General features: G+C 67.0%; 25 protein-coding genes. 17 read left to right on the plus strand and 8 right to left on the minus strand.

Going from position 1 to position 21,105, the window contains the following annotated elements:
• The first annotated feature begins 71 nt into the window (after positions 1-71).
• Complete coding sequence (locus POM99_RS05275) at positions 72-1,067, plus strand: proline iminopeptidase-family hydrolase (RefSeq protein ID WP_277275814.1); 996 nt, start codon at positions 72-74, stop codon at positions 1,065-1,067.
• On the opposite strand, the gene POM99_RS05280 is transcribed toward POM99_RS05275, so the two are convergent.
• Positions 1,032-1,565 (minus strand): hypothetical protein, encoded by a 534-nt coding sequence (locus tag POM99_RS05280; RefSeq protein ID WP_277275815.1) that lies wholly within the window; start codon positions 1,563-1,565, stop codon positions 1,032-1,034. The two genes, POM99_RS05275 and POM99_RS05280, sit on opposite strands and share 36 nt — an antisense overlap.
• 63 nt (positions 1,566-1,628) lie before the next feature.
• On the opposite strand from POM99_RS05280, the gene gmk reads away from it, so the two are divergent.
• A complete protein-coding gene (gene gmk, locus POM99_RS05285) occupies positions 1,629-2,273 on the plus strand; it encodes a guanylate kinase (RefSeq protein ID WP_277275816.1) in 645 nt (214 codons plus the stop codon).
• Positions 2,274-2,323: 50 nt separating this feature from the next.
• Here the strand turns inward: gmk and POM99_RS05290 are convergent, their stop codons facing one another.
• The 3 genes from POM99_RS05290 to POM99_RS05300 all read right to left on the minus strand — a co-directional run bounded on the left by POM99_RS05290 (position 2,324) and on the right by POM99_RS05300 (position 5,552).
• Positions 2,324-3,127, minus strand: a complete 804-nt coding sequence (locus POM99_RS05290) for an SDR family NAD(P)-dependent oxidoreductase (RefSeq protein ID WP_277275817.1) — start codon at positions 3,125-3,127, stop codon at positions 2,324-2,326.
• A 118-nt stretch (positions 3,128-3,245) separates the two neighbouring features.
• The gene (locus POM99_RS05295) at positions 3,246-4,385 is read right to left on the minus strand and encodes an acyl-CoA dehydrogenase family protein (RefSeq protein ID WP_277275818.1); all 1,140 of its coding nucleotides are present in this window, start codon (positions 4,383-4,385) and stop codon (positions 3,246-3,248) included.
• A gap of 3 nt (positions 4,386-4,388) precedes the next feature.
• Positions 4,389-5,552 carry an acyl-CoA dehydrogenase family protein gene (locus POM99_RS05300; protein WP_277275819.1) on the minus strand — a complete coding sequence of 388 codons (1,164 nt, stop codon included), beginning with the start codon at positions 5,550-5,552 and terminating at the stop codon, positions 4,389-4,391.
• A 220-nt stretch (positions 5,553-5,772) separates the two neighbouring features.
• On the opposite strand from POM99_RS05300, the gene POM99_RS05305 reads away from it, so the two are divergent.
• Genes POM99_RS05305 through POM99_RS05315 form a run of 3 tightly spaced genes read left to right on the plus strand, consistent with a single transcriptional unit; the run spans position 5,773 to position 9,243 of the window.
• The gene (locus tag POM99_RS05305) at positions 5,773-7,062 is read left to right on the plus strand and encodes an acyl-CoA dehydrogenase family protein (protein WP_277275820.1); all 1,290 of its coding nucleotides are present in this window, start codon (positions 5,773-5,775) and stop codon (positions 7,060-7,062) included.
• Between the two features lie 58 nt (positions 7,063-7,120).
• Positions 7,121-8,176 (plus strand): Zn-dependent alcohol dehydrogenase, encoded by a 1,056-nt coding sequence (locus POM99_RS05310; protein WP_279644461.1) that lies wholly within the window; start codon positions 7,121-7,123, stop codon positions 8,174-8,176.
• On the plus strand, positions 8,173-9,243 hold the full coding sequence (locus tag POM99_RS05315; RefSeq protein ID WP_277275822.1) for a phosphotransferase family protein: 1,071 nt from the start codon (positions 8,173-8,175) through the stop codon (positions 9,241-9,243). The genes POM99_RS05310 and POM99_RS05315 overlap by 4 nt, the downstream gene beginning before the upstream one ends.
• A 38-nt stretch (positions 9,244-9,281) precedes the next feature.
• On the opposite strand, the gene POM99_RS05320 is transcribed toward POM99_RS05315, so the two are convergent.
• The 3 genes from POM99_RS05320 to POM99_RS05330 are packed head-to-tail and all read right to left on the minus strand — an operon-like array spanning position 9,282 to position 11,562.
• The gene (locus POM99_RS05320; RefSeq protein ID WP_277275823.1) at positions 9,282-10,604 is read right to left on the minus strand and encodes a Xaa-Pro dipeptidase; all 1,323 of its coding nucleotides are present in this window, start codon (positions 10,602-10,604) and stop codon (positions 9,282-9,284) included.
• A 32-nt stretch (positions 10,605-10,636) separates the two neighbouring features.
• Positions 10,637-11,038: a hypothetical protein gene (locus tag POM99_RS05325; protein WP_277275824.1), complete on the minus strand. Its 402-nt coding sequence runs from the start codon at positions 11,036-11,038 to the stop codon at positions 10,637-10,639.
• 17 nt (positions 11,039-11,055) lie between these two features.
• Positions 11,056-11,562, minus strand: a complete 507-nt coding sequence (locus POM99_RS05330; protein ID WP_277275825.1) for an SspB family protein — start codon at positions 11,560-11,562, stop codon at positions 11,056-11,058.
• Positions 11,563-11,656: 94 nt separating this feature from the next.
• Between POM99_RS05330 and hisB the strand changes: the two genes are divergently transcribed.
• The 5 genes from hisB to hisF all read left to right on the plus strand — a co-directional run bounded on the left by hisB (position 11,657) and on the right by hisF (position 15,877).
• A complete protein-coding gene (gene hisB, locus POM99_RS05335) occupies positions 11,657-12,250 on the plus strand; it encodes an imidazoleglycerol-phosphate dehydratase HisB (RefSeq protein ID WP_277275826.1) in 594 nt (197 codons plus the stop codon).
• Positions 12,243-12,863 (plus strand): imidazole glycerol phosphate synthase subunit HisH, encoded by a 621-nt coding sequence (hisH, locus tag POM99_RS05340; protein WP_277275827.1) that lies wholly within the window; start codon positions 12,243-12,245, stop codon positions 12,861-12,863. The genes hisB and hisH overlap by 8 nt, the downstream gene beginning before the upstream one ends.
• Before the next feature lie 68 nt (positions 12,864-12,931).
• Positions 12,932-14,068, plus strand: a complete 1,137-nt coding sequence (locus POM99_RS05345; protein WP_277275993.1) for a glycoside hydrolase family 130 protein — start codon at positions 12,932-12,934, stop codon at positions 14,066-14,068.
• Between the two features lie 199 nt (positions 14,069-14,267).
• Complete coding sequence (hisA, locus tag POM99_RS05350; protein WP_277275828.1) at positions 14,268-14,996, plus strand: 1-(5-phosphoribosyl)-5-[(5-phosphoribosylamino)methylideneamino]imidazole-4-carboxamide isomerase; 729 nt, start codon at positions 14,268-14,270, stop codon at positions 14,994-14,996.
• Positions 14,997-15,115: 119 nt separating this feature from the next.
• Positions 15,116-15,877 carry an imidazole glycerol phosphate synthase subunit HisF gene (gene hisF, locus POM99_RS05355; RefSeq protein ID WP_277275829.1) on the plus strand — a complete coding sequence of 254 codons (762 nt, stop codon included), beginning with the start codon at positions 15,116-15,118 and terminating at the stop codon, positions 15,875-15,877.
• A gap of 235 nt (positions 15,878-16,112) precedes the next feature.
• On the opposite strand, the gene POM99_RS05360 is transcribed toward hisF, so the two are convergent.
• The gene (locus tag POM99_RS05360; protein WP_277275830.1) at positions 16,113-16,358 is read right to left on the minus strand and encodes a hypothetical protein; all 246 of its coding nucleotides are present in this window, start codon (positions 16,356-16,358) and stop codon (positions 16,113-16,115) included.
• Between POM99_RS05360 and POM99_RS05365 the strand changes: the two genes are divergently transcribed.
• The 7 genes from POM99_RS05365 (at position 16,357) to tolB (ending at position 21,092) form a co-directional block, all read left to right on the plus strand.
• Positions 16,357-16,680: a phosphoribosyl-ATP diphosphatase gene (locus POM99_RS05365; RefSeq protein WP_277275831.1), complete on the plus strand. Its 324-nt coding sequence runs from the start codon at positions 16,357-16,359 to the stop codon at positions 16,678-16,680. The two genes, POM99_RS05360 and POM99_RS05365, sit on opposite strands and share 2 nt — an antisense overlap.
• A gap of 2 nt (positions 16,681-16,682) precedes the next feature.
• On the plus strand, positions 16,683-17,060 hold the full coding sequence (locus POM99_RS05370; protein ID WP_277275832.1) for a histidine triad nucleotide-binding protein: 378 nt from the start codon (positions 16,683-16,685) through the stop codon (positions 17,058-17,060).
• A 72-nt stretch (positions 17,061-17,132) separates the two neighbouring features.
• Complete coding sequence (locus tag POM99_RS05375) at positions 17,133-17,606, plus strand: YbgC/FadM family acyl-CoA thioesterase (protein WP_277275833.1); 474 nt, start codon at positions 17,133-17,135, stop codon at positions 17,604-17,606.
• Entirely contained in the window at positions 17,603-18,304 is a 702-nt protein-coding gene (gene tolQ, locus POM99_RS05380) for a protein TolQ (protein ID WP_277275834.1), read from the plus strand. Before POM99_RS05375 ends, tolQ begins: the two co-directional genes overlap by 4 nt.
• A 4-nt stretch (positions 18,305-18,308) precedes the next feature.
• Complete coding sequence (tolR, locus tag POM99_RS05385; protein ID WP_277275835.1) at positions 18,309-18,761, plus strand: protein TolR; 453 nt, start codon at positions 18,309-18,311, stop codon at positions 18,759-18,761.
• A 10-nt stretch (positions 18,762-18,771) separates the two neighbouring features.
• Complete coding sequence (tolA, locus tag POM99_RS05390) at positions 18,772-19,701, plus strand: cell envelope integrity protein TolA (RefSeq protein WP_277275994.1); 930 nt, start codon at positions 18,772-18,774, stop codon at positions 19,699-19,701.
• Entirely contained in the window at positions 19,698-21,092 is a 1,395-nt protein-coding gene (tolB, locus tag POM99_RS05395; RefSeq protein ID WP_277275836.1) for a Tol-Pal system beta propeller repeat protein TolB, read from the plus strand. The genes tolA and tolB overlap by 4 nt, the downstream gene beginning before the upstream one ends.
• The last annotated feature ends 13 nt before the right edge of the window (positions 21,093-21,105 follow it).

Raw genomic sequence — 21,105 nt, forward strand, 5'->3', positions numbered from 1 at the left:
ATCTTCACCGGCTGGGACGAGTGTGCGATGCCAGCCTTGACCACACCCGCAGGGCTGGGGCACCAGCAGGCATGACCGATGCAACCCTGAACCGTCGTGCCCTGCTCGCGGGCCTCGCCAGCCTGCCGCTGGCGGGCGTGGCGGCCCGCGCCGCGCCCGCACCGGCGGGCATGAAGGTGAAGCCTGACCGGGACCTGAAGGTGCAGGTGCCCGGCGGCAGGATCTATGTGCGGATCAATGGCGATCTCAAGGGGCCGCGCCTGCCATTGCTTTATATCCACGGCGGGCCCGGCGGCAATCACACCAGCCTGCTGCCGTTGACGGCCATGGCCGACGAGCGCGCGGTGATCCTTTACGACCAGCTCGACAGCGGGCGCTCCGATGCGCCGCACGATCCTGCCAACTGGCGGGTGGAGCGCTTCGTCCAGGAGATCGAGGCGATCCGCAAGGCGCTGGACATTCCGCGCTGGCATGTTGGCGGGGGCAGCTGGGGCGGCACGCTGGCCATCGAATATGGCGCGCAGCGTCCGCCTGCACTGGCCAGCCTGATCGTGCAGTCGCCACTGGTGTCCACGCGCAGCTGGATTGCCGACGCCAGCCGCCTGCGCGGACAGATGCCGGCGCAGTGGCAGGGCACGATGCTGGCCTGCGAAGGCGATACCCCGCCCGATGCGCAGCAATGCGCGGCGGCGGACACCGCCTTCCTCAAGCGCTTTGTGGTGCGCACCGATCCCGATCCGCGCGTTGCCGCCTATCGCAAGAACGCGCCGCGCGATGCCGGGCCGGAGCTGTACGAGCGGATGTGGGGCCCTACCGAATTCCGCGCCTATGGCCTGCTCAAGGACTATGACGGAGAGGCCTTGCTGACGAAGCTGGATGGGCGCCGCACCCTGTTCACCGCCGGTGAATTCGACGAGGCGCGCCCCGCCACCGTGGCTGCCTTCGCCAAGCGCGCGCACGCCCAGTTTCGCGAGATCAAGGGCGCGGCGCATGCGGTGCTCACCGATCAGCCCGACGCAACGATCGCCCTGCTACGCCAGTGGTGCGCCCGCTTCGATCGGGCCTAGGGCCAGGACGGCAACCTCCGGATCGTCGCGCCAGCGCAGCCCTTCGATGGGATGCGTCGCGTCCCAGTGCCGGGCAAAGCCGCGCCGCGCCAGCAGGCCACCAAACCCGCTGGCGCGCAGGCTCTTGCGGCCAATGGCCTGCAACCGTTCGGTCCGCACCCCGGTGATCGTGAACCGTGCCCGGCTGGCCCATTGCGGCATGTGCAGGGCGGCCACCCATTGCTCTTCGGCATCGCGCGGCGGCTGGCCCTGCCAGCGCGTGCCATCGGGCATGCGGCGTTCGCCATCGGGAAAGCACAGGAACTGCGCCGTCGCCAGCGCCGTGGTCACTTCGCCCGCTGCTCCTTGCCGGCCGGGTATGCAGGCCTCACGCATCCCGATCCGCGCGCCGGGTGCCAGCCGGGCGAGGGGCGATGCCGGCGGCACGCGCAGTTCGGCCAGCCGCCCGCGCAGCGCGGCGGCGGCGATCAGCGGCTCTGCGGTGAACCATCCCTCCATCGCGGGGTATCATTGCGCATGGCGTGGCTTGACCGCAAGGGCGGGCTTGGGGCACCAGCGGGCATGGCCGATCCAACCACCGACACGCTTCACCGCCGCGGGCTGATGTTCATCCTTTCCTCGCCTTCGGGTGCAGGCAAGACCACGATCGCGCGCAAGCTGCTGGCCGAAGATGCGGAGATCGCCATGTCGATCTCGGTCACCACACGTCCGATGCGGCCGGGCGAGGTGGAAGGGAAGGATTACTTCTTCGTCGACCAGCCGACCTTCGACCGGATGGTGGAGGAGAACGCGTTCTACGAATGGGCGCATGTCTTCGGCAATTGCTATGGCACGCCCAAGGCGCATATCCGCGAACGGTTGAAGCAGGGCAGCGATGTGCTGTTCGACATCGACTGGCAGGGCACGCAGCAGCTGCACCAGAAGGCGCAGGCCGATGTGGTGCGCGTGTTCATCCTGCCCCCATCGGTCGAGGAACTGGGCCGCCGCCTGGCCGGCCGCGGGACGGACAGCGCCGAGGTGATCGCCGCGCGCATGGCGCGGGCGCAGGCGGAGATAAGCCACTGGGACGGATACGACTACGTGGTGATCAACGACGAGGTGGAAAGCTGCTTTGCCAAGGTGAAGCAGATCCTGGCGGCAGAGCGCATGCGCCGCACCCGCCAGACCGGCCTGATCGATTTCGTGCGTAATCTGACGCGGGGTTGAAACCGACTGAGACGGGGCTGAGATCGACTGAGAGCGGTTGAGACGCCGTTTCAGTGCCCTGAGGGATCGACGACCTCTTCGGGAATCCATCCGTTGACGATGCCCCCGTCGATCGGCAGCGGGGTGCCCACCACATAATCGCCCGCCCGGCTGGCAAGGAAGATTGCCCCACCCGCCATGTCCTCGGCAGTGCCGATGCGGCGGGAGGGAATGCCGCGCGCGGATTCCTCCGGACGCTTGGCCGCCGCCTTGTTCATCTCGGATGGGAAGGCGCCGGGGCAGATGCAGCTGACGACGATGTTGTCCCTGATCAGCCGGGCTGCCATGCGGCGCGTCAGCTGGATCACGGCAGCCTTCGACGCCTGGTAGCTGTAGGTTTCCCACGGATTGGGGCGCAGGCCGTCGACCGAGGCGATGTTGATCACCTTGGCAGGCTGGTTGTTGCTTGCCGCGGCCATCAACAGGCCGTGCAGCTTTTGCGTCAGGAAGAACGGAGTCTTGACGTTCAGGTTCATCACCTTGTCCCAGCCGGCTTCCGGAAACGCGTCGAACTCCGCGCCCCAGGCCACGCCGGCGTTGTTGACCAGGATGTCGATCTGCGATTCCCGCTGGGCAAGGTCGGCGGCCAGCGCCTCGCACCCGGCGACGGTGGAGATGTCGCCTGGCAGCGCGATGCAGCGCTCGCCCAGCCGCGCGGCGGTTTCTTCGACCACCGCAGCCTTGCGCGCGGTGATGTAAACCCGCGCGCAACCGGCGGCGATGAATCCTTCGGCGATCATCGCGCCAATCCCGCGCGATCCGCCGGTGACCACCGCGACGCGGCCTTCGAGGCTGAACAGCTTGCTGAAATCCATGGGGTATTCCTTGTTATCGCGATGGCAGCGGAGCGTCCTTCGACAGGCTCAGGACGAGCGGGCCTGGTTCAAAGACCGCTCATGCCGAGCTTGTCGAAGCATCGTCCACGCACTCGGCTCAATAGCCCGAAAGCTGGGCCACGCGCTCGGTGTGGTAGGCGGCGTCGCCCATGAATTCGGCCAGGGCGCGGTCGCGCTTCATGTAGAGGCCGATGTCGTATTCGTCGGTCATGCCCACGCCACCGTGCATCTGCACGCCTTCACGCACGGCAAGGTTGCAGGCGCGCCCGGCCTTGGCCTTGGCCACCGAGACCATCAGCTCGGCCCGCTCCGATCCACCGTCGAGCAGTTGCTGTGCCTTGATCGTCGCAGCCTCGGCGATTTCCAGTTCGGAATAGAGATGCGCGGCGCGGTGCTGCAGCGCCTGGAATTCGCCGATCAGGCGCCCGAACTGCTTGCGCGTCTTGAGGTAGGCGGTGGTGATGTCGAACGCGCCCTGGCCCACGCCGGTCAGTTCCGCCGCCGCGCCGATGCGGCCGGCAGCCAGCATGCGGCCCAACACCGCGCGCCCGCCATCCACTTCGCCGATCACGCAATCCCCCGCCAGTTCCACGCCGTCGAAGGTCACGTGGCTGGCCATCGAACTATCAACCAGCCGCACGGCGTTGTGACCCAGCCCGGCGCTGTCCCTGGGCACGGCGAAGAGCGTCACGCCATCGGCGTCGCCTTCCGCCCCCGACGTGCGCGCCGCCACGATCAGCGCATCGGCGGAAGCGCCGTGGACCACGAAGTCCTTGCGCCCTTTGAGGCGGAAGCCGTTGCCGGATTTCTCGGCAGCCAGCGCAATGCGCTCTGGCCGGTGCTTCGGCCCTTCGTCCACCGCCACGGCCAGCACCGTTTCACCCGCGATCACGCCGGGCAGCAAGCGCCCGCGCAGGTCGTCCGACGCGGCGGCGAGCGCGGTGACGCCCATCACGGAGGTGGCGAGGAAGGGCGAGGGGGTGAGGTTGCGGCCGATCTCGCGCAGCACGATCCCCGCTTCGACATGGCCCATGCCCATGCCGCCATCGGCTTCGCCCGCGAGGATGCCTGTCAGGCCCAGTTCGGCGAACTGCTTCCACAGGGCATGGCCGAAGCCATCCTGGCAGTTCATGTCACGGAAGTGGCGCAGCTGCTTCTTGATCCCGCCCTCATCGGCCATGAAGCCGGTGACGGTTTCGGCCAGCATGGCCTGGTCTTCGCTATGGTACAGCGGCATGGTTCAGGCTCCCGGCAGGTCGAGGATGCGCTTGGCGACGACGTTGAGCATCACTTCGCTGGTGCCGCCCTCGATCGAATTGGCCTTGGTCCGCAGCCAGCTGCGCGATGGCTTGCCGCCGCCGGTCTCATTGCTTTCCCATTCCAGCGCGGTGCTGCCACCGGCGGACATCAGCAGTTCGTGCCGCCGCTTGTTCAGCTCTGTGCCGGCGTACTTCATCATGTTGGGCTGGGCCGGGTGCGCGCGGCCGACCTTCGCCTCGTCGAGGAACTTTTCACCCATCGCGGCATAGGCGAGCGCATCCACATCGAACATCGCCAGTTCGGCGCGCAGGATGGGATCGTGCAGGGCCCCGTTGCGCGCGCAGACCGCGCCGATCGCGTTCAGGCGATCACCGCCGCCCGCGCCAGAGATCATCTCGCGCTCATGCCCCAGCAGGTACTTGGCCACGTCCCAGCCGCGGTTCAGCTCGCCCACGATCTGGCTCTTGGGCACGACGACGTTGTCGAAGAACGTCTCGCAGAACGGCGAGGCGCCGCTGATCAGCTTGATCGGCCGGGTGGTGACGCCAGGCGTGGCCATGTCGAACAGCAGGAAGCTGATGCCCTGGTACTTGTTGGCCTTGTCAGTGCGCACAAGGCAGAAGATCCAGTCAGCCTTGTCGGCATAGCTGGTCCAGATCTTCTGGCCGTTGACCACCCAGTGATCGCCCCTGTCTTCGCCAAAGGTCTGCAAGGACACGAGGTCCGAGCCCGAGCCCGGTTCCGAATAGCCCTGGCACCAGCGGATTTCGCCGCGGGCGATCTGGTTCAGGTAATGCACCTTCTGTTCTTCGGTGCCGAACTTCAGCAGCGCGGGGCCGAGCATCCAGATGCCGAAGCTGGACAGCGGGGGGCGGGCACCGATCCGGGCCATTTCCTCGCGCCACACCTTGGCCTCGGCGGGAGACATCCCCGCGCCGCCATAGGCCTTGGGCCAATCAGGCACGGTATAGCCCCTGGCCACGCAGGCATCGAGCCAGGCCTTCTGCGCTTCATTCTTCGGTTTGAAGTTGCGCCCGCCCCAGCACACGTCGTCCTCGTCGGAAACGGGCTCGCGCATTTCGGCAGGGCAGTTGGCTTCAAGCCACGCACGGATTTCCGTGCGGAAGGCGTCAAGGTCTGACATCGATGTGGCTCCTCTCTTAACCGGGAGGTTAAGGCGAGTCGGGGCGCAGTGGCAAGCCCGGATTTCCGTGGCTTGGCGGGGCCTTGGATGCCGTAGCGTCAAGCGTGGAAATCGTGGCGCGAAGGCTTTCCGGCTTGATCTGGGGCAAGGCTTGGCGCACCCTTTAAGCGCTAGATTAAAGAACGACAGGTGGCGCATCGGGCGCCCGGCAGGAGGATGCATGGATTTCGACCTCACCGAACGGCAGGCCCATTGGCGCGACCGCGTTCGCACGTTCATCGAAAACAACCTTTGCCCGCGTATCGACGAGATCAAGGCGGAAGAGGCCAGCGGCGATCGCTGGAAGGTGCTGCAGACGATCGAGCAGGAAAAGGCGAGAGCCAAGGCTGCCGGCATCTGGAACCTGTTCATGCCGCCGCGCAACGCCGGGCACCACCATGTGGACGACAGCTTCGAATTCGAAGGGCCGGGCCTTTCCAACCTGGAATACGCGCTCTGCGCCGAAGAGATGGGCCGGGTTGCCTGGGCGAGCGAGGTGTTCAACTGCTCTGCGCCCGATACCGGCAACATGGAAGTGCTGCACCGCTATGGCACCCGGGCGCAGAAGGAGGAATGGCTGCGCCCGCTGATGAATGGCGAGATCCGTTCCGCCTTCCTGATGACCGAGCCGCAGGTCGCCTCGTCCGATGCGACGAACGTGGAAACCTCGATCCGCCGCGATGGCGATCACTATGTGATCAACGGGCGCAAGTGGTGGTCTTCAGGCATGGGCGATCCGCGCGCCAAGATCATGATCGTCATGGGCAAGACCGATTTCGAGGCGAAGAAGCACCAGCAGCAGTCGATGGTGCTGGTGCCTGCGGATGCGCCCGGGGTGGAGATCGTGCGCCACCTGCCGGTGTTCGGCTATGACGATGCACCCCATGGCCACATGGAAATGCGCCTGACCGACGTGCGCGTGCCGGTGGAGAACATCCTGCTGGGCGAAGGCCGCGGGTTCGAGATCGCGCAGGGGCGGCTGGGGCCGGGGCGCATCCACCATTGCATGCGCACCATCGGCGTGGCGGAAGAGGCGCTGGCCAAGATGGCCCGGCGGCTGCAGTCGCGCGTGGCCTTCGGCAAGAAGATCTCGGACCATTCGGTGTGGGAAGAACGCCTTGCCCGCGCCCGGATCGACATCGAGATGACGCGGCTGCTTTGCCTGAAGGCTGCGGACATGATGGACAAGGTGGGCAACAAGGCCGCTGCCGCGGAAATCGCGATGATCAAGGTGCAGGCCCCCAACATGGCGCTGAAGATCATCGACGACGCCATCCAGGCCCATGGCGGGGGCGGCGTGTCGGAAGACTTCGGCCTTGCCAAGGCCTATGCCCACCAGCGCACGCTGCGCCTGGCGGACGGGCCGGACGAGGTCCACGCCCGTGCCATCGCCCGGATCGAGCTGGCGCGGCACAGTGGCGCCGTGGCGGACGCCGGGTTCAGCTCGGGCGACCTGGGCGTCGCGCGCTGAGACGATAAAGGGAGAGCATTTCGTGAAGGCAGCAATCCTGGAGCAACCCGGCCAGCCAATGATCATCGATCGGCTGGCAGTGTCGAACCCCGGACCGCACGAGGTGCTGATCCGCACCGCCGCCTGCGGGCTGTGCCATTCGGACCTGCACTTCATCGACGGCAGCTATCCCCATCCGCTGCCCTGCGTGCCGGGGCACGAGGCGGCGGGCATCGTTGAGGCCGTGGGCAGCGAAGTGCGCACGGTGAAGGTGGGCGATGCGGTGGTCAGCTGCCTTTCCGCCTTCTGCGGCCATTGCGAATTCTGCGTCACCGGGCGCCTGGCGCTGTGCCTGGGGGCAGATACGCGCCGCGGCCCCGGCGCTCCGCCGCGCCTGACGCGAAAGAGCGATGGCAGCACGGTGAACCAGATGCTGAACCTTTCAGCTTTTGCCGAAATGATGCTGATCCACGAACACGCCTGCACCCGCATCGACCCGGAGATGCCGCTGGACCGCGCGGCGGTGATCGGTTGCGCGGTGACGACCGGGGCCGGGGCAGTGTTCAACGCCGCCAAGCTGACGCCGGGCGAAACGGTGGCCGTGGTCGGCTGCGGCGGGGTGGGCCTTGCCACAATCAACGCCGCGCGGATTGCCGGGGCCGGGCGGATCATCGCCGCCGATCCCCTGCCCGAAAAGCGCGAGCTGGCGATGAAGCTGGGCGCGACCGACGTGATCGACGCCAGCGCGCCCGATGCGGCCAGGCAGATCGTGGAACTGACCAAGGGCGGCGTGGATCACGCGATCGAGGCGGTGGGACGGCCTGCTTCGGGCGATCTTGCCGTGGCGGCGCTGCGCCGGGGCGGCACCGCCACCATCCTGGGCATGATGCCGCTGAACCACAAGGTCGGCCTTTCGGCCATGGACCTGCTGTCGGACAAGAAGGTGCAGGGCGCGCTGATGGGCCGCAACCGCTTTCCGGTGGAGATTCCGCGCCTTGTCGATTTCTACATGCGCGGCCTGCTCGATCTCGACACGATCATTGCCGAGCGCATCCCGCTGGAAAGGATCAACGAAGGGTTCGACAGGATGAAGCAGGGCCATTCCGCCCGCTCGGTGATCGTGTTCGACCAATGACGCAGATCGATGCGCAGGCAGCCTTTACCGGTACGGTGGAGCCCGACGCGGCCGACCGGCTGGACGAGGCGCGGCTGACCGCGTGGATGGCGGCCAACGTGGCAGGCTTTGCGGGGCCGATCCGGGTGACGAAGTTCAGGGGTGGGCAATCGAATCCGACCTACCGGATCGACGCCGCATCTGGCGCGTACGTCTTGCGGCGCAAACCGTTCGGCCCGCTGCTGCCCTCGGCCCACGCGGTGGACCGGGAATACCGCGTGCAGGCCGGCCTTTTTGGCGCGGGCTTTCCGGTGGCGCGCCAGTTCGGCCTGTGCACCGACGATGCCGTGATCGGATCGTGGTTCTATGTGATGGACTGCGTTTCCGGGCGCACCATCTGGGACGGGGCAATGCCGGGGGCAAGCCCGCAGGAGCGCCGCGCCACCTATTTCGCCATGGTCGATACGCTGGCCGCGCTGCATGCGGTGGACGTGGAGGCGGCCGGACTTGGCGATTATGGCAAGCCGGGCAACTACTTCGGCCGGCAGGTGGACCGCTGGACCAGGCAGTACCGCCTGTCGGAGACCGAGCGGCTCGAGCCGATGGAGCGGCTGATCGCGTGGCTGCCCGCCACCTTGCCGGAACAGACCCGCACCAGCGTGGTCCATGGCGATTACCGCATCGACAACCTGATCTTCGCGGCTGGCGGGCCGGAAGTGCTGGCCGTGCTGGACTGGGAGCTTTCGACGCTGGGCGATCCGCTGGCGGACTTCACCTATTTCTGCATGGCCTGGGCGCAGGACAATGATGGCCGTTCGGGGGTGCAGAATCTTGATCGGCAGGCGCTCGGCATTCCCGAGCTGAGCGAAGTGGTGGAGCGATACTGCGCCGCCACCGGGCGTGACGGGGTGCCGGGGCTCGACTGGTACATGGCCTACAATTTCTTCCGGCTGGCAGCCATCGTCCAGGGCATCAAGAAGCGCGTGATCGATGGCACCGCGTCATCGGCACATGCCAGGGCGACGTCGGAACGGGTGCTGCCGCTGGCGGAAATGGCGTGGGTGTTTGCAGAGCGGGCGGGGGCCTGACCTTCAAGTCCTTCCGCAAGGGGGAGTGAAGAGAACCCCTACTTCACCACCTCGCCGCCCTTCATCACGTGGGCCACGTTCTCCAGCACGGTGATGTCGGCCAGCGGGTCGCCGGTCACGGCGATCATGTCGGCAAAGTGGCCGGGGGACAGGGAGCCGACGTTCGCCTTCATGCCCAGCAGCTCGGCAGAGACGGTGGTGGCGGACTGGATCGCCTGCATCGGCGTCATCCCGTATCGCACCATGTATTTGAATTGCCGCGCGTTCAGCCCATGGGGATAGACGCCGGCATCGGTGCCGTAGGACAGCTTCACCCCCGCCTTCACCGCCTTGCGGAAACCTCCGCGCTGCAGTGCCGTCGTCTCGGTGTTCTTGCGCAGGTAATCGGGGGGCCAGCCTTCCTTGCGACCGACCTCGTCAATCCAGTCGCCGTTGAAGATGTCCATGTCCAGCCACGCGCCCCTGGCCTTGGCGAGGGCAATGCCTTCGTCGTCGATCAGGCTGGCGTGCTCGATAGATCGCACCCCGGCACGCAGGGCTGACTTGATCCCGCCCGCGCCGTGGGCATGGGCCGTTACCCACGATCCGCGCTGCTGCGCCACTTCCACCGCGGCGCGCATCTCGTCCTCGGTCAGTTCCTGCTGCCCCACTTCGGTGCCCAGCGCCAGCACCGCGCCGGTGGCGATCAGCTTGATCGAATCCGCGCCGTGCTGGAACAGATAGTTGACCTTCTGCCGGACATCTGCGGGGCCGGAGGCGACGCCGGCGCGCATGTCGTCGGGGATGCGCACCTCGGGCGAGAAGCCGGTCACTTCGCCGCCGCCGCCCGGAGTGGTGACATAGGCGCCCACCGCCCGCATGCGCGGGCCGGGCACGTCGCCCCGGTCGATGGCGTTGCGCAGCTCCACATCGGCAAAGGCGCGGAACGAGCCGACATCGTGCACCGTGGTGAACCCGGCCATCAGCGTCTGCCGCGCGTGCCTGGCGCCCAGGAGCACGATCTCCATCGGCGAATGCAGCAGGGGTTCGGCCGGATTGTTGGATTGCTCGGTGTCGGCCAGGTGGACGTGGCAATCGATCAGGCCGGGCAGCACGGTATAGGCTGACCAGTCAACCACCTTGGCGCCCTGCTGCGTGCCGTCGTCGGCCGCGATCGCGGTGACACGCCCGTCGGTTACGGTCATCAGCCGCGCAGGCTGCACCGTGCCCGTTTCAGGATCGACCAGCCGCCCGGCGCGGACATAGAGCGTCTCGGCGGACGCCGTGGTGCTGCAGGCAGTAAGGGCGAGGGCAAGCAGGACGGGGGCTGGCAGGACGGGGGCTGGCAGGGCGAGGGCGGGGAGCAGGCGGCGCGTTTTCATGCCGCCACTGTGCCGCAATCGCGGCCCGGGTGCTACTCGGCCTTTTTGGCGGCCTTGCGGATCTCGGCATGGCCTTTGGCCGCAGCGGCCTTGCCCTTGTGCCGATCATACAGCGTCTTGGCCAGCAGCCCGCCGCCGACCACGATCGCCCCCGGCACCGATCGCGTGGCCACGCGGGCAAGCGCGGTGCGGACCAGCGACTTGCCGATGCCGCGGCTTTTCACCACCTTGCCTGCGGTCTTGGTGCCCACCTTCGCGCCGAGCAGGCCGGTTTCGACCCCGCGCTTCAGGATCGCACCGCCCGCGCGCATGGCGATGTCGGCCAGCAGCAGGTTGGTCATGGGATTGGGGCTGGGCGAAGCCCTGTCGGCAACTGTGTCGAGGGTGTCGGCTGCCGCTTCGGTCGCCTTCTTCTTCCGTCGCAGCAATCCCATGTCGGTGCCCTCGTCAGTTACTTCCGCTTGCCGAAGTCCACCGTCACCACGTTGGACCCGTCGTCGGCGCGCTCAACGGCAGGCTTGCCTTCGGGTTCCCCGCCTTCGGGCGAATCGTTCTGCGCGGGATCGTGCGCTTCGCTGCCGAGGTCACCCGAAGCCTGGAACTGCAGGCCGAAATCCACCGCCGGATCAACGAAGGCGGTGATCGCGCTGAACGGCACCACCAGCGTGGACGGGATCTGGTTGAAGCTGAGCCCCACGGAAAAGCCCGCTTCGGTCACCTTCAGGTCCCAGAACTTGTTCTGCAGCACGATGGTCATCTCGTCCGGGAAGCGCTGCTTCAGCCGGTCGGGAATCGCCACGCCGGGCGCGTTGGTCTTGAACGTGATGTAGAAATGGTGGTTGCCCGGCAGCATGCCGCCACCGGCCTCCACCTGCCCCAACACGCGGCCAACAACGGCGCGCAGCGCCTCCTGCACGATTTCGTCATAGGGGATCAGGCTGTCGGGGGCATCGCTCATGGCGTTGATCGTTGGCCTTGCCGCGCCCTCAGGTCAAGAGGGCGGCGGGGCGCGTGCATTGATTCTGGCCCGCTTTGGCCTATAGGGCACGGCCATGCGCACCGGCACCATCACCCGCAAGACTGCCGAGACCGACATCGCCGTGTCGGTCAACCTCGACGGCACCGGCACCTACAGCGTCGATACCGGCATCGGCTTCCTCGATCACATGATCGAACAGTTCAGCCGCCATTCGCTGATCGACGTGGAATGCCGGGTGAAGGGCGATCTGCACGTGGACCAGCACCACACCACCGAAGACAGCGCCATCGCGCTGGGCCAGGCGATTTCGCAGGCGCTGGGCGACAAGAAGGGCATCACCCGCTACGGCACCGCATACAGCCCGATGGACGAAGCGCTGGCCCGCGTCGCGCTCGATATCTCGGGCCGCCCGGTGCTGGTGTGGAAGGCCGGCTTCACCCAGCCGCGCCTGGGCGAGATGGATACCGAGCTGTTCGAGCACTGGTTCCAGTCGATCAGCCAGGCCGCCGGCATCACCCTGCACATCGAATGCCTCTATGGCTCGAACAACCATCACATCATCGAAGGCATCTACAAGGGCTTTGCCCGCGCCATGCGCGATGCCGTGAGCATCGATCCGCGCAAGGCCGATGCCGTGCCTTCCACCAAGGGCATCCTTGGTGGCTGAGGTCCTCGCCCTGGTCGATTACGGCGCGGGCAACCTGCGCTCGGTCGCCAATGCGCTGAAGGCCGCGGGTGCGGAAGGCGTCACCGTTACCGCCGATCCCGACGTGGTGCGCGCGGCGGACCGCATCGTCCTGCCCGGCGTTGGCGCGTTCAAGGCCTGTGCCGAGGCGCTGCGCGGGGTGCACGGGCTGGTCGAGGCGATGGAAGAGCGCGTGCTGGTGGGGGCTGCGCCGTTCCTGGGCATTTGCGTGGGCATGCAGCTGCTGGCCGACCGGGGCATCGAATTCGGCGTGACGCAGGGTCTTGGCTGGATCGGCGGCGAAGTGCGCCCGATCGAGCGCACTGATCCCGCGATCAAGGTGCCGCACATGGGCTGGAACGATGTCGAGCCCGGCCGCCATGCCAGCCTGATCGAACCGGGCGAGGCCTATTTCCTGCATTCCTACCATTTCGTGACCGAAGAGGGCGGTTCGGTTGCGGCGATGACCGATCACGGCGGCGGGCTGGTGGCGGCGGTGGCGCGCGACAATATCCTTGGCGTGCAGTTCCACCCGGAAAAGAGCCAGGACTACGGTCTTGCGCTGCTGGCGCGGTTCCTCGGCTGGAAGCCCTGATCCGTCGCACCGGCGGGAACGTATCACCGGATCAGTCCTTCCTCGCCATGTGAAGGAGGGTCTTGCCGTTGTTACCATTCCCCTATGACCAGCTGGTCATCACCCCGCATGTGATCGACCTTACCCGTTCCCCGCTGGCCGGGCATTTCGATGCCGAAACCTATGTGCTCGGCGCGTTCAATCCCGGCATGACGGTGCTGCCCAACGGCAACATCCTGCTGATGGTCCGCGTGGCCGAGGCGCTACGCCATCCGGTGCGCGACGGCCGCGTCCACGCCATCCGCTGGGACGAAGGGCGCTATGTCCTCGACGCCTGGCCCCTTGAACTGGCCGACACCGCCGATCCGCGCAAGTTCCTGCTGCACGGCGGCGGGTGGAAGGTCATGGCGCTCACCTCGCTGTCATGGCTGTTGCCGGTGGAGATGACGCCGGACGGGCTGGAGATGGTGGCGGCGCACTATGACAAGGCCATTGCGCCGCAGGGTTCCTATCAGTGCTATGGCATAGAGGATGCGCGCATTTCCCGCGTGGGCGGCCGCTATTGGATGACCACCTGCTCGGTCAGCCCGGAGCGCCATTCCACCACGCTCTACACGTCAGACAACGCGCTGGACTGGGATTTCCAGGGCATCGTGCTCGATCACCAGAACAAGGACATGCTGCTGTTCGAAGGGCTGATCGACGGCGCGTTCTGGGCGCAGACGCGGCCGCTGGGCGATCTCTATTTCGCCTATCCTCCGGGCAGCGAATGGCGCCCCGGCCCTTCGATCAACCTCGCCACCTCGCCAGACGGGCTGCACTGGAAACCGCATATCGCCCCGCACATCCGCCCCCACGCCGGCACCGTGGCCACCGCGCGCATGGGCGGCGGCGCCCCGCCGATCCTCACCGAAGTGGATGGCCGGCGCGGCTGGCTCAGCCTGTGGCACGGGGTGGAGCCCAAGGAGATCGTGGGCATCTACCGCACCTATTGGACCCTGCTCGACGAAGCCGATCCGACCAGGGCGCTGGCCACCTGCCACACGCCCTTGCTGGAACCGGACGCGGAACTGACCCGCCCGCTGGAAGACCTGCTCTATTTGCGTGACGTGGTCTTCACCACCGGCGTGATCGACGCGGGCGACCGCCTGATCGTGGCTTCCGGCGAGGCTGACTTGGCGTGCCGCATCACCCACGTGCCGAAGGATGCGCTGCGGGCGTCGTGAGTTTGTTTCGCGCAAAGACGCGAAGACGCAAAGGGGTTCGCCTTGCGCCGCAGGCTCTCTTATGACCGCGAAGAGGTCTACAGAGCGGCTTCGCCGCAAGGGCAAGGCTCTTTGCGTCTCTGCGTCCTCTGCGCTCTCTGCGCGAACCAATTTCCCTTCCACCTTCCCGCAGCGCAAAACCGGTGCTAGGCGCGCGGCCATGATCGTATTTCCCGCCATCGACCTCAAGGGCGGCCAGGTCGTCCGCCTTGCCGAAGGAGACATGGATCGCGCCACCGTCTATGGTGACGATCCCGCGCACCAGGCCGCGCTGTTCGCGCAGGCAGGCAGCCAGTTCCTCCACGTGGTGGACCTTGACGGTTCCTTTGCCGGCCGCGCCGAGAACCGCGAGGCGGTGGAGGGCATCCTCAAGAGCTTCACCGGCCATGTGCAATTGGGCGGCGGCATCCGCACGCGCGAGGCGGTGGAGGGCTGGTTTGACCTCGGCGTCAGCCGCGTGGTGATGGGCACCGCCGCGCTGAAGGACCCGCAGTTCGTCAAGGACATGGCCAAGGAGTTTCCCGGCGGGATCGTCGTGGCGGTGGACGCGCGTGACGGCATGGTCGCCACCGAAGGCTGGGCCGATGTGTCCGACGTCGCCGTGGTCGATCTGGCCCGCCGCTTCGAGGACGCGGGCGTCGCCAGCCTGCTCTTCACCGACATCGGCCGCGACGGCCTGCTGAAAGGCGTGAACATCGACGCTACCGTCGACCTCGCCCGCCGCGTGGACATTCCGGTGATCGCCAGCGGCGGCGTTAAAGGCATCGACGACATCCGCATGTTGAAGATCCACGAGGCCGACGGCATCGAAGGCGTGATCACCGGGCGGGCGCTGTTCGAAGGCAAGCTGGACCTCGCCGCCGCGATCGCGATGGCCGAGGCGGCGTGAGGCGAATGGCGCGCATGGTCCTTCGACAAGCTCAGGACGAACGGGCCTTGAACAGGATACAGGTTCCGCTCTTGCTGAGCCTGTCGAAGCACGCTGGCACTGTGGGAGCCGCCTGAATCATGACCGTCCGCGTCCGCGTAATTCCCTGCCTCGATGTGCGCGATGGGCGCGTGGTGAAGGGCGTGAACTTCGTCGACCTGCGCGATGCGGGCGATCCGGTGGAGCAGGCGCGCGCCTATGACGCCGCCGGGGCGGACGAGCTGTGCTTTCTCGATATCTCCGCCAGCCATGAAGGGCGCGGCACGCTGCTCGATGTCGTGGCGCGCACCGCCGAGGTCTGCTTCATGCCGCTCACCGTCGGCGGCGGGGTGCGCAGCGCCGAGGATGCGCGCGCGCTGCTGCTGGCGGGTGCGGACAAGGTGGCGGTCAATTCCGCCGCCGTCGCCCGGCCCGAACTGGTGCGCGACATCGCCGAACGCTTCGGCGCGCAATGCGTGGTCGGCTCGGTCGATGCGCGCCGCGTCGCTCCGGGGAAGTGGGAAATCTTCACCCACGGCGGGCGCAAGCCCACCGGCATCGATGCGCATGCCCACGCCGTCCGCCTCGCCGAACTCGGCGCGGGCGAACTGCTCGTCACCTCGATGGATGGAGACGGCACGCAGGCGGGCTATGATCTCGATCTCACCCGCGCCATTGCCGATGCGGTGCCGGTGCCGGTGATCGCCAGCGGCGGCGTCGGCAATCTCGATCACCTGGTCGAAGGCGTGACCAAGGGGCATGCCAGCGCCGTGCTGGCCGCCTCGATCTTCCACTTCGGCACGCATTCCATCGCCGATGCCCACGCCGCCCTGCGCGCCGCAGGGCTGCCCGCCCGCGCCTGACAGGCAACAAGCCGTTCTCCTTCAGGGGAGGGGGCGGGGTGGGGGCTTTCAAAATCCACGCAACGCCAAGACGCCGCGCCTGTCGGATTTTCTTACAAGCTGCCTTTTGGCCGGATAACCGTTAACCAATTGAACGGGCAGAAGTGCTGGATTTCCAAGGGTGTGGCACAAGTCTTGCTTAACTATATGCACGCAGAACCACATAGGTCATTTCGTGCAGCGCACCCTTCTCCCTTCAATCCTGATCCTCGCCGCCGCGCCCACCGCTGCGTTTGCGCAGGCGATCGGAACGCAAGTGGATGAACCTGCCAACCTTGCGCTCTTCGGCCTCGGCATCGTCGGACTGCTGGTCGGTCGCCACGCGGCCAAGCGCAAGGACTGAGCGCGCGGGCGTGTTCCCTCCTTCTCCGCTCCCCACCGGGGCGGGGCTGCCGAACTCCACCTTGACCCGCGCGCCACGGGGCGGCATGCCGCGCGCCATGGACGACGCCCAGATCCTCGCCCGCCTTGAAGCCGTGATTGCGGAACGCCGCGCCGGTGATCCCTCCGCCAGCTATGTTGCCAAGCTGAACGCCAGGGGCATCGGCAAGATCGCGCAGAAGGTGGGGGAAGAGGCCACCGAAGTGGTGATCGCCGCGCTTTCGGGAGACAAGGCGGAGCTGGTCGGCGAAGCGGCCGACCTGGTGTTCCACCTGCTCGTGCTGCTCTCGGCCAAGGGCGTGGCGCTGGCCGATGTGACGGCGGAACTGCAGCGGCGCGAAGGCGTGTCCGGAATTGCCGAAAAGGCCAGCAGGAGTTCGTGACCATGGCAGTCGACGCCACCCAGCCCTATGACGACCAGAACGTGTTCGCGAAGATCCTGCGCGGCGAAATTCCCTGTCGCAAGGTGCACGAGGACGAATGGAGCCTCGCCTTTCATGACATCAATCCGCAGGCGCCGACGCACATCCTCGTGATCCCCAAGGGTGCCTATGTCTGCTGGGACGATTTCTCGGCCAAGGCCAGCGAGGCGGAGATCGCCGGATTCGTCCGCGCCGTGGGGCAGGTTGCGCGCGAGGCCGGGCTGGTCGCGCCGGGCTATCGCCTGCTCGCCAATGCGGGAACGGACAGCCACCAGGAAGTACCGCACCTGCACGTTCACCTTTTCGCGGGGCGGCCACTGGGCCCGATGCTCGCCCGCTGAGGCGAAAAAGTTAACAAAAAATGGCCCAGCGCCTTGCCCTGCGACTCGGGGCAAGGCTAGGTATGGGCCCTCATGTTCGCGATCGATCCTCCTTCGGGCCGCATCCAGGCCGCGCGGCACCTTTACCCGGTGCGCGCCTATTTCGAGGACACCGATCTTTCGGGCGTGGTCTATCACGCCAATTACCTGCGCTGGTTCGAACGCGCCCGGTCAGACCTGCTGCGCCTGCTCGGCATAGACCAGCGCGCCGCCAACGAGGCGGGCGAGGGCGCCTATGCCGTGGTCGACATGGGGCTGCGCTACCTCAAGCCCGCGCGGCTGGACGATGCCGTGGCCATAGTGACCAGCGTTGACGAGATCACCCCCGCCACCTGCCGCCTGTTCCAGCAGGCGTGGCGGGGGGAAGACCTGCTTTGCGAGGCGCGGGTCCGCGTGGCCTTCGTTTCGCCCAATGGCCGGCCGCGACGCCAGCCGCCCGCCTGGGTGGCCGCGTTCCGCGCGCTGGCGGACCAGACCACCGAACCGGAAGGCCAAGTACCCGCATGATGATCCAGATGCTTGCCGAAGGCGCCGCCGCCGCGCCCACCCGGCTCAACCCGGTCGCACTGTTCCTCCATGCCGATATCGTGGTGCAGACCGTGATGGGCGGCCTCGTGCTCGCCTCGGTCTGGGTGTGGACGATCATCGTCGGCTTCTCGCTGCGCATCGCCGGGGTCACCCGCTCGTGCAACCGCTATGAGGAAGGCTTCTGGGAAGCGCGCGATGTCGATGCGTATCAGAAGGAAAACGGGCGCAAGGACATTCCCTCTGCCCGCGTGGTCAATGCCGCGCTGGCCGAATGGCGCCGCTCCACCGCGGGCAAGACCATCGACCGCGAAGGCACGCGCCAGCGCCTCACCATCGCCATGGAAAACGCGGTGACGGCGGAAAGCGATGCCCTGGCCAACCGGCTGAACTTCCTTGCCACGGTTGGCTCTGTGGCGCCGTTCGTCGGGCTGTTCGGCACGGTTTGGGGGATCATGGACAGCTTCTTCAACATCGGCGCGCAGGCCAATTCCTCGCTCGCCGTGGTTGCGCCCGGCATTTCCGAGGCGCTGTTCGCCACCGCCATCGGCCTGTTTGCGGCAATCCCTGCGGTCATCGGCTACAACCGCTTCTCGCACCGCGTGAACCGCTTCGAATCCCGCCTGTTCCGCTTTGCCGACCGCTTTCACGCGACGCTGAGCCGCGAGCTGGAGGCCTGACGCGGTGGCGATGAACCTGTCCACGGGCGGTGGCAGCCGTCGCGGGCGGCGCGGGCGTGGGCGCGGCGGCCCGATGTCGGAGATCAACGTCACCCCGCTGGTGGACGTGATGCTGGTGCTGCTGATCATCTTCATGGTCACCGCGCCGATGCTTACCGCCGGCGTTCCGATAGACCTGCCCGATTCCCGCGCCGAGGCGCTGAAGGAGGAGCCGCGCGAGATCACCGTGAGCATGGACGGCGAAGGCCGCCTGTTCCTTGATGACCAGGAGCTTGCCCCCGGTGAACTGGGCGAACGGCTGGCCAATGTGGACAAGGGGGCGAACGCCCAACTGGTGGTGCTGCGCGCCGACCGTACGCTGGATTACGGCCGGGTGGTGGCGGTGATGGGTGAACTGAACGCCGCCGGCTTCAAGTCGATCTCGCTGGTCACCAACGGTTCAGCCCCGGCGCAATAGCTCGATGGCGATGCGCGATCCCACCAAACCCGGCCTCACGCGCGAAGAGGGCTTGGCCCTTGGCGTGGCGGTGGCGGCGCATCTTGCGCTGATCGCCGCGCTCACGCTTTCGCCGCCGGGCAAGGACATCAAGCCGCCGCCGCAGCGCATGACGGTGACCTTCGCGGACGAAGTGGCCGACAAATCGATGTCGCCCGAGCCGAACGCGCAGAGCGCGCCCGACGTAGCGCCCGAACTCGGCGAACCGCAGCCGCAGCCCGAAGTGGTGCCGCAGCCACAACCGCTGCCCGAACCGCCCAGGCCGCAGCCTGCGCCTCAGCCCAAGCCGCAACCCGCGCCCCCGCCGCCCAAGCCCGCGCCCCGCCCGGTCCCGCAGCCAAAGCCCCAGCCCAGGCCGCAGCCCGCGCCTCCCAAGCCTGCGCCGCCGAAGCCCGCCCCGCCAAAGCCCGTGGCAAAACCCGCCCCGGCCAAGCCCGCCGCCGCGCGCCCGGCGGATGACCGCCCGCGTCGCCGCCCAGACGCGCCTGCCGGCGGCAGCCGGATCGGCGACGATTTCCTGAAGGGCATCCCCGGCAGCACCAGTCCCGGCACGTCGCGCAACCCGCCGGCCGAGGCGGTGGGGCCGGTCCCGGTCGCCTCGCTGGTCTCGGCCATCTCGCGCGAGATCAAGCCGAACTGGACCGCGCCGCAGGGGGTGGACAGCGACAAGCTGGTCACCGTGCTGGCGTGGGACATGAACCCCGATGGCTCGCTCGTCGGCCGCCCGCGCGTGGTGTCGCAGAGCGGCATCACCGATGCCAACCGCGCGCAGGCGCAGCGCCATGCCGAACTGGCGATCCGCGCGGTGCAACTGGCTGCCCCGTTCAATCTCCCGGCGCAATATTACAATGCGTGGAAACGCATCAAAGAATTCCGCTTTGACAGGAAGTTGTCGCAATGATGATCCGAAAGCTCGTGCTTCTTCTGGGTGTCGCCCTGCTTCCTTCCGCCGCGTTGGCGCAGATGCAGGCCCTGCCCGCCTCGAAAACCCCGCAGGCCGTCCCCACGGCGCAGGCCGATGAGGGCGGTCTCACCGGCTCGGTCACCGATGAAAGCGAATGGCAGGATCTTGGCATCGCCATCCCCGCTTTTCCCACGGACCAGCCGGTTCCCACCGCAGCCGAAGGCGGCAATACCGAGGCGCTGGGCCGCAATGTTGCCCGCGTGGTCTACAACGACCTGAAGAACAACGGCCTGTTCAAGCCGGTCGGCCCCGATGCGCTGCCGGGTATCGCCTATGCCGAAGTCGTCGCCCCCGCGTTTCAGGGCTGGCGCGCGCGCTCGGCGGAAATGCTGGTGCAGGGCTTCGTGAAGGGCGCGCCCGATGGCCGCCTCACCGTGGGCTGCTATCTTTACGACGTGCAGCTCGGCAGCGAGCTTGTCCGCCAGGGCTATGTGGTGAAGCCCGAGGAATGGCGCCGCGCCGCGCACAAATGCGCCGACATGGTCTATTCCCGCCTTTCGGGCGAAAGCCCGTTCTTTGACAGCAAGATCGCCTATATCGCCGAAACCGGCCCCAAGGACCACCGGCGCAAGCAGCTGGCGATCATGGATTCGGATGGCGCCAACCACCGCTTCATCACCAATGGCCAGGCCACCGCGCTCACCCCGCGCTATTCGCCCGATTACAGCAAGATCGTCTACCTCAGCTATCTCGATGGCCGCCCGCGGATCTATGTCTACGATATCGGCACCGGGCGGCAGAACCTGGTGACCGAGGGCAAGGGCCCCACCTTTGCCCCGCGCTGGTCGCCCGATGGCCGCTACATCCTTTATTCCATGGCCATTGCCGGGAATACCGACATCTATCGCGTGCCCGCCACAGGTGGCGAATCGATGCGTCTGACCAACACCCCGGGGATCAACGTCGGCGGCTCCTATTCGCCCGATGGCAGCAAGATCGTGTTTGAAAGCGATCGTTCGGGCAGCCAGCAGGTCTATGTGATGAACGCCGATGGATCGAACCAGAAGCGCATCAGCTTCTTCGGCGGACGCGCCGCCACGCCCGAATGGAGCCCGCGCGGAGACCAGATCGCCTTCACCCACCTGGGCGGCAACTTCCGCATCGCGGTGATGGACCCATCGGGCGGGAACATGCGTTTCCTGACAGACAGTTGGCAGGATGAAGCGCCCACCTGGTCACCCAATGGCCGCATCGTGCAGTTCTTCCGTACCGAACGGAACAGCGGCAAGACCGGCATCTGGCAGGTGGACCTGACCGGGCGCAACGAACGCAAGCTGAACACACCGGTTGACGGGTCTGACCCCGCATGGGGCCCCGTCCTGCCGTAGCTTTCAAGGGCGG

The sequence above is a fragment of the Novosphingobium cyanobacteriorum genome (assembly GCF_029436685.1).
GTDB classification, from domain to species: domain Bacteria; phylum Pseudomonadota; class Alphaproteobacteria; order Sphingomonadales; family Sphingomonadaceae; genus Novosphingobium; species Novosphingobium cyanobacteriorum.

What these genes read in the sequence shown, in the direction of transcription:
- POM99_RS05275 (WP_277275814.1), top strand. Translation starts at nt 72, where the DNA reads ATGACCGATGCAACCCTGAACCGTCGTGCCCTGCTCGCGGGCCTCGCC.
- POM99_RS05280 (WP_277275815.1), bottom strand. Translation starts at nt 1,565, where the DNA reads ATGGAGGGATGGTTCACCGCAGAGCCGCTGATCGCCGCCGCCGCGCTG.
- gmk (WP_277275816.1), top strand. Translation starts at nt 1,629, where the DNA reads ATGGCCGATCCAACCACCGACACGCTTCACCGCCGCGGGCTGATGTTC.
- POM99_RS05290 (WP_277275817.1), bottom strand. Translation starts at nt 3,127, where the DNA reads ATGGATTTCAGCAAGCTGTTCAGCCTCGAAGGCCGCGTCGCGGTGGTC.
- POM99_RS05295 (WP_277275818.1), bottom strand. Translation starts at nt 4,385, where the DNA reads ATGCCGCTGTACCATAGCGAAGACCAGGCCATGCTGGCCGAAACCGTC.
- POM99_RS05300 (WP_277275819.1), bottom strand. Translation starts at nt 5,552, where the DNA reads ATGTCAGACCTTGACGCCTTCCGCACGGAAATCCGTGCGTGGCTTGAA.
- POM99_RS05305 (WP_277275820.1), top strand. Translation starts at nt 5,773, where the DNA reads ATGGATTTCGACCTCACCGAACGGCAGGCCCATTGGCGCGACCGCGTT.
- POM99_RS05310 (WP_279644461.1), top strand. Translation starts at nt 7,121, where the DNA reads ATGATCATCGATCGGCTGGCAGTGTCGAACCCCGGACCGCACGAGGTG.
- POM99_RS05315 (WP_277275822.1), top strand. Translation starts at nt 8,173, where the DNA reads ATGACGCAGATCGATGCGCAGGCAGCCTTTACCGGTACGGTGGAGCCC.
- POM99_RS05320 (WP_277275823.1), bottom strand. Translation starts at nt 10,604, where the DNA reads ATGAAAACGCGCCGCCTGCTCCCCGCCCTCGCCCTGCCAGCCCCCGTC.
- POM99_RS05325 (WP_277275824.1), bottom strand. Translation starts at nt 11,038, where the DNA reads ATGGGATTGCTGCGACGGAAGAAGAAGGCGACCGAAGCGGCAGCCGAC.
- POM99_RS05330 (WP_277275825.1), bottom strand. Translation starts at nt 11,562, where the DNA reads ATGAGCGATGCCCCCGACAGCCTGATCCCCTATGACGAAATCGTGCAG.
- hisB (WP_277275826.1), top strand. Translation starts at nt 11,657, where the DNA reads ATGCGCACCGGCACCATCACCCGCAAGACTGCCGAGACCGACATCGCC.
- hisA (WP_277275828.1), top strand. Translation starts at nt 14,268, where the DNA reads ATGATCGTATTTCCCGCCATCGACCTCAAGGGCGGCCAGGTCGTCCGC.
- hisF (WP_277275829.1), top strand. Translation starts at nt 15,116, where the DNA reads ATGACCGTCCGCGTCCGCGTAATTCCCTGCCTCGATGTGCGCGATGGG.
- POM99_RS05365 (WP_277275831.1), top strand. Translation starts at nt 16,357, where the DNA reads ATGGACGACGCCCAGATCCTCGCCCGCCTTGAAGCCGTGATTGCGGAA.
- POM99_RS05360 (WP_277275830.1), bottom strand. Translation starts at nt 16,358, where the DNA reads ATGGCGCGCGGCATGCCGCCCCGTGGCGCGCGGGTCAAGGTGGAGTTC.
- POM99_RS05370 (WP_277275832.1), top strand. Translation starts at nt 16,683, where the DNA reads ATGGCAGTCGACGCCACCCAGCCCTATGACGACCAGAACGTGTTCGCG.
- POM99_RS05375 (WP_277275833.1), top strand. Translation starts at nt 17,133, where the DNA reads ATGTTCGCGATCGATCCTCCTTCGGGCCGCATCCAGGCCGCGCGGCAC.
- tolQ (WP_277275834.1), top strand. Translation starts at nt 17,603, where the DNA reads ATGATGATCCAGATGCTTGCCGAAGGCGCCGCCGCCGCGCCCACCCGG.
- tolA (WP_277275994.1), top strand. Translation starts at nt 18,772, where the DNA reads ATGCGCGATCCCACCAAACCCGGCCTCACGCGCGAAGAGGGCTTGGCC.
- tolB (WP_277275836.1), top strand. Translation starts at nt 19,698, where the DNA reads ATGATGATCCGAAAGCTCGTGCTTCTTCTGGGTGTCGCCCTGCTTCCT.